The sequence below is a fragment of the Pseudomonas sp. Pso3 genome, from assembly GCF_055393275.1.
Window position 1 is genome coordinate 3,258,959 of the sequence record NZ_AP043687.1, and the last position, 15,872, is coordinate 3,274,830.

Below are 15,872 nucleotides of genomic sequence, written 5' to 3' on the forward strand. Positions count from 1 at the left end.
CCGTCCTGTCAGCCACTGGCGAGCTCTCCCAGGGTAATGGGCTTGATCGGTGGCCGAATGCGGTAGTAGCCCACCTCGTCAGGCGTGAGTCCACGGGACTTGGCAATGATCTCGGTGACGGTCAGTCCGCACATGCGCCCCTGACAGGGGCCCATGCCGCAGCGCCCAAAGGATTTCGCCTGGTTCGGACCACTGCACCCCAGCTCGACAAAGCGCCGGACGTCGCCCGCCGTTACCTCTTCGCAGCGGCAGATGGTGACGTCGTCACGCGCGGGAATCCGGTTCTCCTCGCGCGGGCGATACAGGGCATCGAGGAAGGGGCGGATACGCAGGTTGCGCTCCAGCTCCGCACGCAAGGGAGCGGCCTGGGCATCGCGCTGCGCCGGGGTGATCTGGCCAAGACTACGCGCCAGCCCGAGCGCCGCGACTTGCCCTTGCAGCGCGGCCGCTTGGGCCCCGCCAATACCCGCGCCATCACCCGCCACCGCGATGAAGGGCACGTCGAGCGCGCCCCATCGATCGGTTTCCGGCACGAAGCAAAGCTGCGCATCATCCCAGCGATGCTGGGCCCGGAGCGCCTGGGTGAACTGGATATTCGGCACCACGCCCTGGTGCAGCAGCACGATACTGGCTGGCAAGCGATGCGACTGCCCGGCGACAACGAAGCTGAGTGCCTGGGCCTGCCCTTCCCCTTCGACCTGCAACTGCTCGGCGCCGGTGTAGTGCGGGACCTCCTCTTTGCGCAGGGCGCGTAACAGCGAGACGCCCTTGCGCAGATAGGGCCAGGCCCGCAGCGCCGCCAGCAGGTGCCCACGGGCGCGCCAGTAATCCTCACGGCGACTGGTGTCCACCAGGGCCGCAATGGGTATGCCCGCCCGCAGGTATTGCCAGCCGAGCAGATAGAGCAGCGGTCCGCACCCGGCCAGCACCACCGGTCCCTGCGGACCGATGCCAGCGGTCTTGAGCAGGATCTGCGCGGCCCCGGCGGTCATCACACCGGGCAGGGTCCAGCCGGGAATGGGAAAGGGTCGCTCCATCGCACCGGTCGCCAGCAGCACGGCCCTGGCGGCGAAGGAACGTACCTGTCCGTTCTTGAGATAGTGCACCTGACGCTCGCGGGTGATCTGCCAGACGGAGGCACCCGTCTCATGGCGCACGGTCGTGCTCTTCACCGCATTCGCCAAGTCGACGCCAGCCGCATAATCCGGCCCGAGCAGCGTACGCCGTGCCGCTGAGGCGCTGTCGATACCGCGATAGATCTGTCCGCCGACCGCCGACTGCTCATCCAGCAGCACGACGGAGAGTCCCAGGTCCGCCAGGGTGCGGGCCCCGGCCATGCCGGCCGGGCCCGCGCCGATGACGACGACGTCCACAGGTTCGAGATTCATGGCTGCACCTCCATCACCACGGGTTCGGCAGCGGTGAAGGGCAGCTCCCGGGCGCCCTGCTGCGAACGGATACGCATGCCGTCGGCCGCCTCGATCAGGCAGCTCTGGCGACTCGGCACCCCATCGATCTCGACCAGGCATTCGAAGCACACGCCCATCATGCAATAGGGTGCACGGGCTTCACCGCCCACCGGCGAGGTGCGGAACTGCCGTACGCCGGCCAGCAGCAAGGCGGCGGCAACCGTGAGACCGCTCGGTACCTGGAAGGCCTGGTCATCGAAGGTCAGGGTGATGAGGCGGCCGCCTTCGGCGTCCACGCGGCGAAACAAGGAATCAGTGGGCATGGGAAAACACCTCCCCCGTAAGAAAACGTTCGCCGGCGAACACCGCCAGCTCTTCTGGCTGTTCACCGCCCCGAACCCAGGGCGCGATCCGGGTCGCGTGCGCCGCGGCCAGGGTCACGCCGCTGTGGCAGGTGACGACGAAGGCACCGGGATGCGAGGCGGACTCCTGGTAGATCGGATAGCCATCCGGGCTCATGACGCGCAGGGCGCCCCAGGCGCGCACCAGGCGTACGTCAGCCAGCAGCGGGAAGGTGCTGACGCCGCGCTGGGCGATCCGGGCGAGCACGTCGGTAGTGGTCAGGTCGTTGAAGCCGACCTCCTCCATGGAATCGCCGAGCTGCACGCTGCCCTCGTCGGTCTGGCGCACATTGATCGTCGGGTAGTCGAGGAAGGGGCGAACCCGCTCACTGACCAATACCTGCCCCCGATTCGGAGCGACCGGCGCATGCAGCCCGACCTGCTCCCCCAGCGCTCGATTGCCCAGGCCTGCCGCCAGCACCAGGCGCGGCGCGGTGAAGCGCTGCCCCGGCGTGACCACGGCGAATTCGCCCGGCGCGGAATCGATCCGCTCGACCGACATCCGCCCCAGTATCGTCGCCCCGTGGTGCCGCGCCCCGGCGTGCAGAGCGCGCAGCAGCTTGAGCGGATTCACGTGGCCATCCATGGGCGTGTAGCTCGCCCCGACGACATTCGGCCCTATGCCGGGCAAGCGCGCCCGCAGATCCGCCTGATCCAGCATCTCGAAGGGGTAATCGCCCAGACCGGCCTGCATACCTGCCAGCCGCGCCTGGCGCTCCGCCAATTCCTGGTCGGAAAAGCACATGTGAAAACCGCCGGGCTGCTTCAGGCGGACATCGACATCCGTCTCCTGCAGCAGGCCTTCGGCCAGCCCGGCCCAGGCCAGCGCGGAGGACCTTGTCCAGCGCGAATATTCGAGGCGGTCGAAACCCTTGCCCTGCACCCAGACCAAACCGAAGTTGCCCCGGGAGGCGCGGAAGGCATCATCGCCCTGGTCGAGCACCAGGGTCCTGGTGCCGGCTTTGGCCAGGCCATAGGCGACCGCCATGCCGACCAGGCCGCCACCGACCACGATGACGTCCGCCGAGGTCGGTACGCTGCTGTCGTTCATTGCTTCTCTCCGATCAACACCCGATCCAGGCCGACCAACCGATCTAGTATCAACATCACCGCCAGGGTGCCCAGGATCAGCACCGTGGAGGCTGCCGTGATCAAGGGGTCGATGGTCTGGGCGATCTGGTTGTACATGGCGACCGGCAGGGTCGTGGTGCCTGGCGTGGCGACGAAGACCGTCATGGTCAGCTCGTCGAAACTCTGGATGAAGGCGAGCAGCCAGCCACCCACCACGCCGGTGCGGATCCGCGGCAGGATCACCCGCCAGAAGGTCTGCAGCCGATTGGCGCCCAGGGACAGCGCCGCGTGCTCCGCATCGCGCTCGAGGCCGATGGTGGACGCCAGGGTCAGCCGCAAGGCATAGGGCAGCACGACGATGACGTGGGTGATGCTCAGGGCCCACAGCGAGCCGCCCACCTGGGCGAGGGAAAAGAAGCGCAGGAAGGCGATCCCCAGCACCACCGAGGGAATCATCAGTGGCGACATCAGGAAGCCCGTGATCGCCCCGCGGCCGGGAAAGTCGTAGCGACTGATGGCCAGCGCCGCGGGGACCGCTAGCAGGGTGGCGACCGTCGCCGACACCAGGCCCAGCTTGAGCGACAGCCAGAAGGCATCGACCATTTCCTGGTTGGCCCACAGCGCCTCAAACCAGCGCAGCGACAGGCCACCAGAGGGCAGCGAGATGAAACCTTCGCCGGTAAAGGACACCGCCATCACCACCACCAGCGGCGCGACGATGAAGGCGATGAACAGCGTGTGAAAGGCAAGGGAGAAGAAACCGTTCCGGTACATGGCGATCACTCGAAGACGTGTTTGAAACGGCGCTCGGCCAACCGGCTGCAGCCCACCACGATCACTAGGTTGGCGATCAGCAACAGCACCGCGATGGCGGCGCCCAGCGGCCAGTTCAGCGAGCCGAGGAATTCGTCGTAGGCAGCCGTGGCGACCACCTTGAGGCGACGTCCGCCGATGATCGCGGGGGTGGCGAAGGCCGAGGCCGCCAGGGCGAAGACGATGATCGAACCCGAGAGGATCCCCGGCACGATCTGCGGGAGCACCACCCGCCTGAAGGTCGTCATCCGCGAAGCGCCCAGCGATAGGCCGGCCTGCTCCACCTGCAGATCGAGCTTCTGCAGGCTGGCCCAGACGGCGATCACCATGAAGGGCACCAGCACATGCGTCAGCGCCAGCACCACGCCGAACTGGGTGAACATCATGCGGATCGGAAAATCGATGATGCCCAGCGCCTGCAACGCCTGGTTGATCAGGCCATTGTTGCCCAGCAGGATGGCCCACCCCAGGGTGCGCACCACGACCGAGATGAGCAGCGGACCGAGCACCACGAGCAGGAACAGCGATCGCCAGGGCGCCCGCATCCGGGCGATAATAAGCGTCTCCGGTACGCCGATCAGGACCGAGCAGATGGTCACGGCGAGCGCCATTCCTCCGGTACGCAGGAAGATCTCGTGGAAATAGTCGTCGCCGAACACCTCCAGGTAGTTGGCGAGCGAATACACGGGAATGACGCCCTTGGTGTCACTGAACAGGTTCAACGACAGCATAGCGGTGAGCACCAGCGGCGCCGCCAGCAGGGTCAGGAAGACGAGAAGCGCAGGGCCAGTCAGCAGCCAGGGGGCACTGCCGACGCGCTCGGCATCATAGGTGGCCATGGGACACCTCCCGGCCGAGCAGGCGCAGGTCATCGTCCAGCCAGGTCAGGCCCACCTCAGACCCTTCCAGCGGCGGCGGCGCGCCGAGGTTCGGCTGCGTCAGGTTCACCGGTCCCAGGGGGCTCTCGACGCCGATCAGCCAGAGGTTGCCGAGGAACACCCGCATGCGCACCGTGCCGCGCAAGCGCGCTTCGGCCGGCTCGGCCAGGCGGATCTTTTCCGGCCGCAGGTAGACGTTTACATCGCCGTCGAACTGATGCCCCTCATGAGGGATATGCAGCATCAGGCCGTCGACCTTGACCTCGTAGCAGCGCGGCTTGCGGGTCTGGACGGCCCCAGGGAAGGCATTGGTCTTGCCCAGGAAGCTCGAGGCGAAGGGGGATTGGGGCCGCTCATAGGTCTCGAACGGCGAACCGATCTGCACGATGCGCCCGCCGTGCATCACCGCGATACGGTCGCTCATGGTCATCGCCTCCACCTGGTCATGGGTGACGAGGATGGTGGTGATACCCAGGTCGCGCTGGATGGCGCGCAACTCGATGTGCATGTCCTCGCGCAACTTGGCGTCGAGGTTCGACATGGGCTCGTCCAGCAGCAACAGGTTCGGCCGAATCGCCAGCGCCCGGGCGATGGCCACCCGCTGACGCTGCCCGCCGGACAGGGCCTTGGGATAACGCTCGCCCAGGCCCTGCAGCCGCACCATGTCGAGTGCCGATTTCACCCGCTCTGCGCTATCGCCACGCGCCACGCCGCGCATCTCCAGGCCGAAGCTGACGTTCTCGGCCACGGTCATGTGGGGGAACAGCGCATAGCTCTGGAACACCATCCCCAGCCCGCGCTTCTCCGGCCGGACATGGGTGATGTCTCGCCCGTCCAGCACGATGCGCCCGGCGGTGGGCTGTACGAAGCCGGCAACACTCTGCAGGGTCGTGGTCTTGCCGCACCCCGAAGGGCCGAGCAGGGAGAGAAATTCGCCTTTCTCCACTGCCAGGTCGAGCCCGGCGATGGCGGTGAAGTCACCATAGGTTTTGACGAGGCCGTCGAGGATCAGGAAAGCCATGGGCATGCCTCCGGCGATCACGAGGGCGTGATCACTGTTCGTCCAAGGGAGGTGGGAGCGACCGGTTCCTAGGGAAAAACCAGCCACTCGATCATTGAGCGAGTCGGAACCGGACGATGGTGAAATGGATTCAGGGCTTGGCGCTGTGGCGGGTAGATAAGTAGCCCGAAGGCGCCTTCCTCTCCAGCCGCAATCCCGGTGTCACTTCATCGCCGTCTGGTCGACATGCCCTTTACCGCTCGATGGTCCTGTTCCAGCGCGTCGTCCACTCGGAACGCTTCTGGTTGATGGTGTCCCAATCGACCTTGAGCAGGCTGTCGACCTTTTCCTGTCCGTAAGGCATACGGGCAGCCAGCTCTGGCGGTAGCTCCACAGTGCGATTCACCGGCGCAAAGCCGTTACTTTCGGACTGGATCTTCTGGATTTCCGGCGACAGCACGTACTGAATGAATTGCTGGGAGAGTTCGGACTGCGCATTCGGCGTGACGGAGCAGGCGGCGACCTGGAGCGCTACGGCCCCCTCTTTCGGATAGATGAACTTGAGCGGAAAGCCGGTGTTTTGCAGCGCCACCGCCCGGCCACTGCCGTACACCGCCATGACCACATCACCGTTCTGCATCATCCCGTCCATCTCGCCCGGTGCACTGACCCAGGCCAGTACATTGGGCGCAATCTTTTTCTCGAACACCGCAAAGCCCGGATCGATGTCTTTTTCGCCGCCGCCATTTAGCCTCGCCATCTCGATCAGCGAATGCAGTCCGTAGGTATTGGTGATCGGCGGCATGCCCAGCAGCTGCCGGTACTTCGGATCTTCCAGATCCTTCCAGGACGTCGGAGCCGCCCACCCGCGCTTCTTGAAGGCTTCTTCGTTGTAGCCGATCCCCGTGGCGACCATACCCACTGCCGTGGCCTCGGGACTCAGGCGCGCCAGGGGATACAGGTCCTGGTAGACAGGCGCATCCGTGAGCTTTTCGCAGAACCCGAGCTGCAGCGCCTGGTACATGGGGCCGTCGTCCATCATGGCGACGTTGATCTGCTGCCGCCCCTTCTGCGCCTGCAGCTTGGCCAGCGTTTCAGTCGAGTTGCCCGACACATACACGACCTTGACCCCATGCGCCTTCTCGAAGGCGGGAATGACGCGGGTCTTGTACATCTGCTCGGTGGAGCCGCCGACGCCGGCCACGTAGAGCGTCGTTTCAGCGTGAGCGGGAAGCGTCATGCCAGCGCCCGCTGCGGCCAACAGCAGCGCGGACAACCCCTGACGCAAGGAGATGGATGGGGTACGGACGAGATACGGACTGGTCACGGGCAATGCTCCCTTTTTTGCGTTGCGGCAGATCGAGAACGTCGTGAGGACACGACCGGAAGATCCAGGCATCCGCCTCCGAGGACATCGCGGTAACCGCCATTCGGAAACGCTTTCTTTTTATGGGGCCATTGGGCTTGTGACCGAGTATTGTCAGCCTGAACCCATAGGGTCAAATACGAAGGTACGGGTTAAGTATTCATATTTGATATGGAGAGCTCTGTTGAATCTCAGACAGATCGAAGCCTTCCGCAGCGTGATGCGTCTAGGCTCCATGACCGCGGCCGCCGAAGCCCTGCACACCTCGCAGCCCAACGTCAGCCGACTGATCGCCCAGCTGGAGCTGAGCACCGGACTCAAACTGTTCGAGCGCGCGGGGGTACGGCTGATACCTACGAAGGAAGGCAGCGCCTTCTTCCAGGAAGTGGAACGGGCCTACGTGGGGCTGGACAGCCTGCGTCAGTCGGCCAAGAACATCCGCAACCTGGGAACCGGGCGTCTGCGTATCGCGGCGGTACCCTCGACCGGCCTCACGCTCATCCCCCATGTGATCAAAGACTTCGTCGCGACCCGCCCAGAGCTGACTGTCTCCCTACACATGAACGCCTCCCCAACCGTAGTGCAGTGGGTGCAGTCTCAATTCTGCGATCTTGGCGTAGTGGTCCAGCCAAGCGATGCTGGCCCTCTGGAAACGCTACTGATCACCCGGCTCCGCGCCGTCTGCGTGCTGCCGCCAGGCCACCGACTGGCCTCAAGGGAAGTCATCAGGGCGGAAGATCTCCACGGCGAGAACTTCGTGTCACTCTGCCATGGTGACGGCACCCGCGAGCAGATGGACAGGGTCTTCGAGCAGGCCGGCGTCGAGCGCAAACTCGCCGTGGAAGGCCAATACAGCTCGATCACCTGCGAGATGGTCGCCGCCGGCATGGGCGCCGCCCTCATGAGCCCGAATGTCGCTCAGGACTTTCTTCACAAGGGCATCACGGTCCACCGCTTCGAGCCGGAGCTGCTGTTTCCGGTTTATGTGGTTGCACCGGCGGGGTCGGGCCAGACGCCATTGGCGACGGACTTTATTCAGGCGTTGCGGGGTCATTACGCGACAAATTTCTCGAATTGAGCATGGCTTGCTCATCTTTACGCCTGAGCAGAGTATACGTGGATAGGTATACACTCAGCGTCAGCTTCGCTAAAGAAACCAATGCTATTTCAATTAAATCTCGGTAGATTTTCTATAAATAGTTAGCAAATGAGGCGCAGACTCGTCACTCGGCCAACTGGCTGGGCACTGTCTAAAGTATGCGTAGACGTAAAGTGCAGCCTAAAGCATCCCGAACCAGACACTCGAAGACGTTTAAGACTTTGCAAATAAGAACTACGCATGGATAATTAAGCGATGCCGAGCTACAGCCCCCATCCTACGACTGTGCCAACGAACACGCAGACTGACCGACAGCGCCGACAGCTTGCTAGCACAGACGTAATCCTAAGAAATTACCATCGTTATGATGCGCTGATGATACGAGCTCGCGTCATTTCGGCCATTAATATAAAAAATAGTCAGCCACTCTTGGCTAATTGGTGATTCTCCTTCATTGGAGGCTAGAAACGAAAAGGCCCAACAGCTGTGTGCTTGGGCCTTCTCCCTAAAAGTGGTCAGCCGTGAGGCTTCAGAATTCTACCCGCTGAACGCCTTGCATAGCACTGGACAACCGCAAGTCTTTGACCAGATTAGGGCATTTGGCTTTCCGAATCGCCAACGCCCATGAGCTTAGTGCTTTCGAAAAAGGATGCAGCGTGCAAAAGTGATCTTACGCGAAAGAAAGTGCTTCCTACCCCGCAGAATAACGCTCGTGAATCGGCATCAGAAGGAGCCACCAGATCAACTGCAGACAGTCTCAAGCTCATTCAGCTCAACTGTAGCATCTTTCTCGTCGAACTCCTTCACCTTGTTAAAGAGCAACCGAAAGACGACCCTAGCGATCTTGAATGCTAGCAACGGCGGAACGGCATTGCCGACTTGGTGGAACTGCTCAGTCCGGTTTCCTTGGAAGAAATAGTTATCGGGGAAGGTCTGGATGCGAGCGGCTTCCCTCACAGATAAGCTTCGGCACTGCTGCGGATCGTAGTGAATAAAGTAATGCCCATCTTTGGAGATATGGCTGGTGATCGTCGTGGCCGTCAGGTTCTCTGCCTGTACTCGGAACCGATCACTGAACACGCCGCTCTCCCAATTCTTGTGATCGGGGGCCAGCCCTTCTAAATTGAACCCCTTATGACCCTTTGGGGAGAAACCGTTTTGCTTGGCGTAGGCCGCTGCAAAAACATATCTACGCAAATCACTTGACATATGTCCACGCACTTCGTGGTTCAACCAGCAATTCAGATTGCCATCTCTGTACCACTCATCCAGAGCATCATTTCCAGTCGTGCCATCAACATTGCCGGCAGCACGGGGAACTCGCTTTGCGCCAGGAGTTGCTGGAGGATTGAAGTCCTTTGTGACATCACCGAGAACTCGCCAAAGTTTCTCTTTTACATCGATTTGGTCGCGCAGGTACTTCACTTGCTCTTCAACGACAGAGGCCCATGCGTCCTGAGTATCTTCCATTTTGGTCAAGCTGCTACGCAGCTTTGGTAAATCACCCAAAACTTGGCCAACAGTAGCTGCTGAACTGTCTTTGCTCAGCTTCACTTGGGTCACATCGTCAGGAAGGCAGTCTTCTGCGATTCCGAGAAGGATGACTCGATGTCGAGCTTGAGGAATACCATATTCTTCAGCCTTGATAATGAACGCCCGTGGATCGATCTTGTCGACGTCATCATCCGGGGCGAAATGTGTTCCCGTGACCAACGAATAGATGTGGTACCGCTTGCCTGGCTCGCCTTTCGGGGGAGCAGAAAGGTCGCGGAGGATGCTGGAGAAGATTCGTTCGTTATTGATCTTCGAAGAAAGAATACCCTTTACATTCTCCATCACGAAGATGGTCGGTTGCTTCTCTCGAATGATTCTTAGGTATTCCTTGTAGAGAAAATGGCGGTGGTCTTCTTCGGCGACATAATTTGCCTTGGCTCTATTTCGGGCACGTCCAACGACAGAGTATGCTTGGCAGGGGGGCCCCCCGATGAGCACCCAAGGACGCTTGTGATCAAGACCATGCTGATCATCGTCCAGTGCTTCATCTAAAGCGTCGTTGCCTTCACTACTCCCCAAGGTAATGCAACGAGCCTCTTGGGCCGCCCTCTTCCAGAGGTTTTCTGTTTCTTCCGAAGGTTTGAATTCACCGGTTGCGGACAGGTCGTTGCAATATAGGTAATACTCAGTGAGGCGCTCGGGCATGTGCTTTTTAAGTAGCCTATAGAAGGCCCTTAAGCGAAGCGTCTGCCAAGCCTTAGGGTCTTTTTCTGCAGATACGACGATGTCGAAACGCTTTCCCTCACCGAACGAGGTGAAACCCTCACCCAATCCACCCGGGCCCGCAAAAAGGTCAACCACTTGGATAGCGCGGGCAAGCTCTTCTGTAGGATCCTTGAACACATCTTCGAAGAGGTTATGCTGGTCTTGATTCATGGACATAGTCAGTAAAGAAATCAGGTCTCGCATGATGGCGGGCATTCGTAGCCGTGACACATCGCCAGAAATGAAGGTCCGGCGCTTGCTACATCGGCATGGCTTCAGGTATCGCCTGCACAAGCAGGACCTTCCTGGAAGGCCGGATCTGGTACTTCCTCGCTACCGGCTCTGCATTTTTGTGCATGGCTGCTTCTGGCATAGGCATCTAGGCTGTCGCTATGCAACGACCCCCAAGACCCGGCCAGAATTCTGGCAGAATAAATTCGACCAGAACGTCGCACGAGACACCAAGAACAAGTCTGCCCTGTTGGCTATGGGATGGCGAGTGCTGGAGCTGTGGGAGTGTGGGATACGTGGGCCGGAAGCAGATATGGACTGGCTTTTGGAAGCCGTGTCGGATTGTAATCAAAAATATATCTGTTGGCCCGCGTTTCCTTGCGTCCCCTCCAGCTGACCATGACGGCCACGTAGGCCAGCTACCTTTCACCGTGATGGAGGGCCATCACCTACATCGCCCAACGTGCACCATTTCTCGGCGGAAAATAAGGTTACTCCCAAGCTAGGCAGAGCAACTGCCTAGCTATAACCATGTGATGAATAGGGGCTCTCGGAAAGGTGCCGGAGTAGAAATTCCGCTCACCTATCAGTCTCCGCGCGCTATCAGCAAAAGGGCATCATCATATTTTACGCGCTCGGGTTTATCCAATATCTGATGATCGCTACTACCATGCACATATCCGTTAGAGTACATCGGGCTGGAAGTCGAATCGTCAGCCGGCACGCAACGAAACTTGGTCTCTAAAACTGCTGCGACTTCAAACCAGAAAGATCAGCCCTATACTCAAACTGAACAACGCCTACTGGCAACGCTCCGCCTATAAAACTTGCAGGTGTGATGCGGGGAAAACTGTCATCAACCGCATAAGACCGTGCTTCTAGCAGATTGTATGCCTCTTTCCGCGCAGAACACCCTGCCTCCATGCCGAGCCGCTGCAATGCGCCTTCCAGCATCGCGGCATCTACGCCGAGCGCAACAAGACGATCACAAACGAGATCAATCGACAGGCCATCATCGACTACCTCGAAGCGGAAGTGAACTAGTTGTAGCGGCTTATCGGTTGAGGCGGCCAGCTGGAACTGCCCAGAGATGTTGATCACGGTCCCGTACCGGCTGATTGTGGACTTGACCTCGTAATCGGTCGCGGGAGTCTTGATGTCGACCACACCGCCGAAAGGGCCAGTCCACTCAAAGGTATCCCCGTTAATAACCAGAGTTTCCAAAGTCAGCAGTTCAGCCAGCACATCATAGCCATGCTTGTCGACCAGCACATTGCCCAGCAGGTGCCGCCACCGTTGCCACCAGGCCAAGGGATCAGCCAGCAGCATCTGGCGTACGGCGGTGCCGGACTCGACACTGACCATATGCTCACAGATCAGACCAAACTCGTTGCGAAGCCATTCAATAGACGACTCCAGCCGCAAAAAGCGCCGATGCTGACCCGCGACAACCCGCTCGACTGTCCGGAGTCTGGCGCCGGCAAACCCTTCTGAAACCTCGCATGGCACAGAGCACTCGACAGCGACGCCGAATATGTCGCCTTCACGAAAAACCCAAGCCGGCCACGCTTGTGGCATCACCTTGATTGGCAACATTCGGCCGCTCTGATCAAGGTTAGCAAACCCTTCTCGAATCTCTTTCAGCAAGTTAGTCATGGTCAATATTTAGGTTGGTGAGCGCGCACCCCACATCGGCAAACAATGCGTCAACGTAACCGGACAAACCGCCTTCACAAAATAAAGGTTCCTTCAGCACGATCTGCGCCGTATTAAGCTTCATGATTGCCCTGAACTGATCCTGAGTAGGATTGCGCAATCGACGCATTTTGAAAATTAGCCGTGTCAAATCGATCCTGAAACCGCCCTTTCCGGGACGCTCTACCAGTTGCACGACAGTATCCGTCGTCACGCCCTCCAGCATTTTTCGGGTTTTTTCCTCGGAGCCCTGCCACGTGAGATGGACTGTCCACCACAACGCTCGCAACCAGATGCGGCTTCGGCCCTTCCAAAACCGCACGGGCGGTGCGTTATCCCAACGACTCTTCACCAGATCAGGTAGTACACGCAGAGAAAGAAAGCGCCACCAGCCATCATCTGCGGCGGTACGAATGTCCATGCCGGCATTTTCCAGTACCCGGTAAAGGGCAAGGCCAACTTTCATGTCATAGGCACCAGGGCCCGAGGCGTTGGTCCTCGCAGCGGGATCATACAGCGACACAATGGCGAGTAGCTGGAGACGGATCTCGACCATTTCCGGATTGGACATGTCCGGGAGAAACACATCGCTTTTGACTATCTCGTCAAAGTGGCGCTGCGACAGTTTGAGGTTCAGTGTTGGGAAATTCACGCCGCGCTCTCCAACTCCCGAACCCGTTGATCGAGCCAGCATTGGGTGGATATGAACAACTCGGGAAGTGAGCCTGTATTCAGATCGCCTAATCGAACAAATGAACGCACCGCGTCCGCAATACTTGCGATACCTTCATCAGCAACGGGCGCGCCTAGATAAGGGTCGAATTGTGCCCCCATGTCTTCCTTTACCTGATAAATGACCAACGCAAGCCACGCTGCGAACACCTGACGCATTAAGGGCGATTGTTCGAAATTCAAAGTCCGGCGGTCGCGCAATTGTTCGAAATGGGGGTGGGCGTTATTCAGTACTAGGGCGACGTAATCGCTGGAGAATGGTTCATCCTGTGGATCGCTCCAGCAAGCTTTCAATTCCCAGAGAGGCCCCTCGGCCCCCAGAGACTCCTCCAACACAGGGAAAAGGGAGCCGTCGCCGTCAATAACGATTTCGATGGGTTTTGCCAAGGATCCTAGGCGTGCGCCTACCTGATGCGCAAATCCGGGAACGAACTCTCCCGAGTACCGGCCGAGAAAGGCTTGAATTGACAGAAAACCGCTACCTCTGACCGTCCCGGGCTCCAGTTCGATGGCGAGCGTCACTGGCCCGCCTTGTTCTTCGTACCGCAATGCATGAACGAGTCCAAGTGTTCGCCAACAGGAATCTGCGGATGTCCATTCCAACGCTAGCATCACCTCAGTGCCCGTGCTCGCCACACCGGCAGAACCGAAGATAACTTCTAGAAGAAGAGCCCGCTCGATCAAACATTGAACCTTCAAGGGATGTTCGGCCGGGTTCCAGTCACTATCCTTGCCCAAGGCATATTGATCTCCACTCACTAGTATCGCGCCTGGATCAATACCGTCATATGACCGAAAAACATAGTGCACTTCCGACCCGCTTTCACCGCCGAATGGTGCTTTCAACATTCGATATAGCGGCAATTTAGTACTCATTCCGCCGCTCCACTTGCATCCGACATCCGGACACCGATCACCGGCCGCAATAACTTTTCACAAGCGTCAGTCATGGTGACTTGAAGTTCCCCTTCCAGTATCAGACCCGGTTGAACAGACGCAGCATCAATCGTGAGCCTGACACCGGCCCCATTGGCAATCTCCATGCTTTTTACAGAAAGGGACGCACTAGTAATGCGCGGTGACTCCAGTCGAAATGGAAACGCCCCGAGCCCACTCTCGAGCCACTTATCACACGGTATCGGACCGGTTTCGGAGTCTATAGAAATGACAATTTCCCTTGGCATGTTTAGCTGCACCATTCCCCATCTCAAACACCATTTCATGACGACGGCGGATGCTACATACCTGACTTCTGTTATCTCCAGCTCGGGCGAATGCACCGCAGCTCCTCTGGAACCGTGCCCGATGGTCGCACGCGGTGTCGCTTTGCCAAACCGCCCATCCTCTCCAAACCCACGACTGGGCAACACTAGTTCGGCAAGTTTGCGTGACATACGCATCAAAGGTTTGACGGTCACACTGGGCGGGGGCGGTACGCCGAAATCCTTCAAGGCCCGGCCACACTGGGCACGAATCTTTTCAACGACCCGCCCTCCGTTTACGTCAACCCAAGCAGCATGATCCGCACGCTCGCAACTCCTCAGATATCCTTCGAGGCTCTGTACGGTCGAACGTAATCCTCGGGCTTCGGATGGCAGGAGCTCCTGACTCGAATCTGGTAGAAAGAGACCTATAACGTATCGTCCGTCCGAAAAACCAGCGAACCCACCGGACCACCCTCGCGAATCGATATTGTCATCCCAACAGATGCTCATGCCAGGCGAGCGCATGAACGTCAGGATCGGTCGATGGGGCGCACCGCTGTCTATCCTCGAGAAGATGCAGGTCTCCGGACTGGAGACGTTATCTGGCGCATCCATTTGTAATTGACGCGGAGTCATCGCCACGGCAAGCAGCCAACCTGCGTGACTACTACCCACGAACTCACCGCGTAACTGAATAGCTCTGCAGAGCACGTTGTTACTCTTTACGCCTCTGGTCATCAGATAATCGTCCTTCTCAGGCACCTCTCCTACCACACGGTCATACAAGCACTGACTTACCCGGAATATCGGCAACATGTCCGCGCTGGCAATCTCCTTGCCGTTCACCGATGCTCGCAGATACCTACCACTGGCGAAGAAGGGGTTGTCCAGCCGAGCACTGAACCAGCGCTGAATCGCAACATTCACGTAATTTTCGTAGCTGCTGTACCACCATGCCATCGGCCCAACTTCTTCGTCGAACACGGGAAGCAGGTTTTCCTTGAGCAGTGGAATGATGATTGCCGTTCCGGTTGTTTTACCGGTGAACGGCTGTGCGCCCAATGCATCTAGGACCTCTTGAATCTGATCCGGAGCCGTGATTGCTCGCAAGCCGTCACTCGCCCCCCACCAGGCAATGCCGGTTTGCGTCGTAAGCTGCAGTCGGTCGTCTCGGTTTTCATCTTCTACCAACGAAGCCACCAGCCGCTCTTCATACCCATCGCCCGTATTGATCCGGCTGTAGTAAATCACTAGGCCAGCCCCCATGCGGAAGTAACAGGTTTTACCCAATCCCCACGAACCGCCCGCATTGTCATCCGCACGAGTTCGGCCAATTTCAAACACGAGCTTCAAGAAATTGCCATGCTGACCATTCGTTCCCACACTGTCGAACGACATCGGTCCCGTCAGTCCCTCGGTACCTGAATCACGAATTTCAAGCAGTTTCGGAGTACGCAAACAGCGTTTCCCGAGCATCTGCAGGTTCAGCCCTTCACTGAACGTGGAGGCGATGGAGTCCAGCGAATGCTCGCGAATGTGGAAGTCCACCGAAACCGGCATTGCTTGATTACCGTTGCGCCCTGCATCGAGCGCGTTCTGAACAGATTCGCGCACCAGCAGGTCCAGCAAAGGCGTTTCGTCGTTTTGTAGCGCGCGAAGCAGAAATGCACCGGATTCCTGCATAGGCTGCAGTGGAAGGCTGTAATACTTCAT

Annotated in this window: 14 protein-coding genes; 2 read left to right on the plus strand and 12 right to left on the minus strand. The window is 59.2% G+C overall.

Annotated elements, in window-relative coordinates:
* Positions 1 to 8 precede the first annotated feature (8 nt).
* The 7 genes from ACZ5R1_RS15435 to ACZ5R1_RS15465 all read right to left on the minus strand — a co-directional run bounded on the left by ACZ5R1_RS15435 (position 9) and on the right by ACZ5R1_RS15465 (position 6,899).
* A complete protein-coding gene (locus ACZ5R1_RS15435) occupies positions 9 to 1,388 on the minus strand; it encodes an FAD/NAD(P)-dependent oxidoreductase (protein WP_464712503.1) in 1,380 nt (459 codons plus the stop codon).
* Positions 1,385 to 1,732: a (2Fe-2S)-binding protein gene (locus tag ACZ5R1_RS15440; RefSeq protein ID WP_074584385.1), complete on the minus strand. Its 348-nt coding sequence runs from the start codon at positions 1,730 to 1,732 to the stop codon at positions 1,385 to 1,387. Before ACZ5R1_RS15440 ends, ACZ5R1_RS15435 begins: the two co-directional genes overlap by 4 nt.
* Complete coding sequence (locus ACZ5R1_RS15445) at positions 1,722 to 2,861, minus strand: NAD(P)/FAD-dependent oxidoreductase (RefSeq protein ID WP_464712504.1); 1,140 nt, start codon at positions 2,859 to 2,861, stop codon at positions 1,722 to 1,724. Before ACZ5R1_RS15445 ends, ACZ5R1_RS15440 begins: the two co-directional genes overlap by 11 nt.
* Complete coding sequence (locus ACZ5R1_RS15450) at positions 2,858 to 3,655, minus strand: ABC transporter permease (protein WP_464712505.1); 798 nt, start codon at positions 3,653 to 3,655, stop codon at positions 2,858 to 2,860. Before ACZ5R1_RS15450 ends, ACZ5R1_RS15445 begins: the two co-directional genes overlap by 4 nt.
* Before the next feature lie 5 nt (positions 3,656 to 3,660).
* Positions 3,661 to 4,533, minus strand: coding sequence for an ABC transporter permease (locus tag ACZ5R1_RS15455; protein ID WP_150338357.1), 873 nt, complete (start codon positions 4,531 to 4,533; stop codon positions 3,661 to 3,663).
* Positions 4,520 to 5,593, minus strand: coding sequence for an ABC transporter ATP-binding protein (locus ACZ5R1_RS15460; RefSeq protein WP_464712506.1), 1,074 nt, complete (start codon positions 5,591 to 5,593; stop codon positions 4,520 to 4,522). The genes ACZ5R1_RS15455 and ACZ5R1_RS15460 overlap by 14 nt, the downstream gene beginning before the upstream one ends.
* Before the next feature lie 232 nt (positions 5,594 to 5,825).
* A complete protein-coding gene (locus ACZ5R1_RS15465; RefSeq protein ID WP_288358430.1) occupies positions 5,826 to 6,899 on the minus strand; it encodes an ABC transporter substrate-binding protein in 1,074 nt (357 codons plus the stop codon).
* Between the two features lie 223 nt (positions 6,900 to 7,122).
* On the opposite strand from ACZ5R1_RS15465, the gene ACZ5R1_RS15470 reads away from it, so the two are divergent.
* Entirely contained in the window at positions 7,123 to 8,016 is an 894-nt protein-coding gene (locus ACZ5R1_RS15470; RefSeq protein WP_464712507.1) for a LysR substrate-binding domain-containing protein, read from the plus strand.
* Between the two features lie 762 nt (positions 8,017 to 8,778).
* On the opposite strand, the gene ACZ5R1_RS15475 is transcribed toward ACZ5R1_RS15470, so the two are convergent.
* On the minus strand, positions 8,779 to 10,467 hold the full coding sequence (locus ACZ5R1_RS15475; protein ID WP_464712508.1) for a DNA cytosine methyltransferase: 1,689 nt from the start codon (positions 10,465 to 10,467) through the stop codon (positions 8,779 to 8,781).
* Between the two features lie 34 nt (positions 10,468 to 10,501).
* On the opposite strand from ACZ5R1_RS15475, the gene ACZ5R1_RS15480 reads away from it, so the two are divergent.
* Positions 10,502 to 10,924: a very short patch repair endonuclease gene (locus ACZ5R1_RS15480; RefSeq protein WP_464713289.1), complete on the plus strand. Its 423-nt coding sequence runs from the start codon at positions 10,502 to 10,504 to the stop codon at positions 10,922 to 10,924.
* A gap of 344 nt (positions 10,925 to 11,268) precedes the next feature.
* On the opposite strand, the gene ACZ5R1_RS15485 is transcribed toward ACZ5R1_RS15480, so the two are convergent.
* The 4 genes from ACZ5R1_RS15485 to ACZ5R1_RS15500 are packed head-to-tail and all read right to left on the minus strand — an operon-like array spanning position 11,269 to position 15,872.
* Positions 11,269 to 12,183 carry a PD-(D/E)XK motif protein gene (locus tag ACZ5R1_RS15485; RefSeq protein ID WP_464712509.1) on the minus strand — a complete coding sequence of 305 codons (915 nt, stop codon included), beginning with the start codon at positions 12,181 to 12,183 and terminating at the stop codon, positions 11,269 to 11,271.
* A complete protein-coding gene (locus ACZ5R1_RS15490) occupies positions 12,176 to 12,874 on the minus strand; it encodes a DUF6339 family protein (protein ID WP_464712510.1) in 699 nt (232 codons plus the stop codon). Before ACZ5R1_RS15490 ends, ACZ5R1_RS15485 begins: the two co-directional genes overlap by 8 nt.
* Positions 12,871 to 13,830 (minus strand): hypothetical protein, encoded by a 960-nt coding sequence (locus ACZ5R1_RS15495; RefSeq protein WP_464712511.1) that lies wholly within the window; start codon positions 13,828 to 13,830, stop codon positions 12,871 to 12,873. The genes ACZ5R1_RS15490 and ACZ5R1_RS15495 overlap by 4 nt, the downstream gene beginning before the upstream one ends.
* On the minus strand, positions 13,827 to 15,872 hold the full coding sequence (locus ACZ5R1_RS15500; protein ID WP_464712512.1) for a hypothetical protein: 2,046 nt from the start codon (positions 15,870 to 15,872) through the stop codon (positions 13,827 to 13,829). The genes ACZ5R1_RS15495 and ACZ5R1_RS15500 overlap by 4 nt, the downstream gene beginning before the upstream one ends.

Bases quoted from the DNA above. Each gene is read 5' to 3' on its own strand.
- ACZ5R1_RS15500 (WP_464712512.1), bottom strand. From the start codon at position 15,872: ATGAAGTATTACAGCCTTCCACTGCAGCCTATGCAGGAATCCGGTGCA.
- ACZ5R1_RS15445 (WP_464712504.1), bottom strand. From the start codon at position 2,861: ATGAACGACAGCAGCGTACCGACCTCGGCGGACGTCATCGTGGTCGGT.
- ACZ5R1_RS15485 (WP_464712509.1), bottom strand. From the start codon at position 12,183: ATGACTAACTTGCTGAAAGAGATTCGAGAAGGGTTTGCTAACCTTGAT.
- ACZ5R1_RS15435 (WP_464712503.1), bottom strand. From the start codon at position 1,388: ATGAATCTCGAACCTGTGGACGTCGTCGTCATCGGCGCGGGCCCGGCC.
- ACZ5R1_RS15460 (WP_464712506.1), bottom strand. From the start codon at position 5,593: ATGGCTTTCCTGATCCTCGACGGCCTCGTCAAAACCTATGGTGACTTC.
- ACZ5R1_RS15440 (WP_074584385.1), bottom strand. From the start codon at position 1,732: ATGCCCACTGATTCCTTGTTTCGCCGCGTGGACGCCGAAGGCGGCCGC.
- ACZ5R1_RS15480 (WP_464713289.1), top strand. From the start codon at position 10,502: ATGGCGGGCATTCGTAGCCGTGACACATCGCCAGAAATGAAGGTCCGG.
- ACZ5R1_RS15450 (WP_464712505.1), bottom strand. From the start codon at position 3,655: ATGTACCGGAACGGTTTCTTCTCCCTTGCCTTTCACACGCTGTTCATC.
- ACZ5R1_RS15495 (WP_464712511.1), bottom strand. From the start codon at position 13,830: ATGAGTACTAAATTGCCGCTATATCGAATGTTGAAAGCACCATTCGGC.
- ACZ5R1_RS15455 (WP_150338357.1), bottom strand. From the start codon at position 4,533: ATGGCCACCTATGATGCCGAGCGCGTCGGCAGTGCCCCCTGGCTGCTG.
- ACZ5R1_RS15475 (WP_464712508.1), bottom strand. From the start codon at position 10,467: ATGAATCAAGACCAGCATAACCTCTTCGAAGATGTGTTCAAGGATCCT.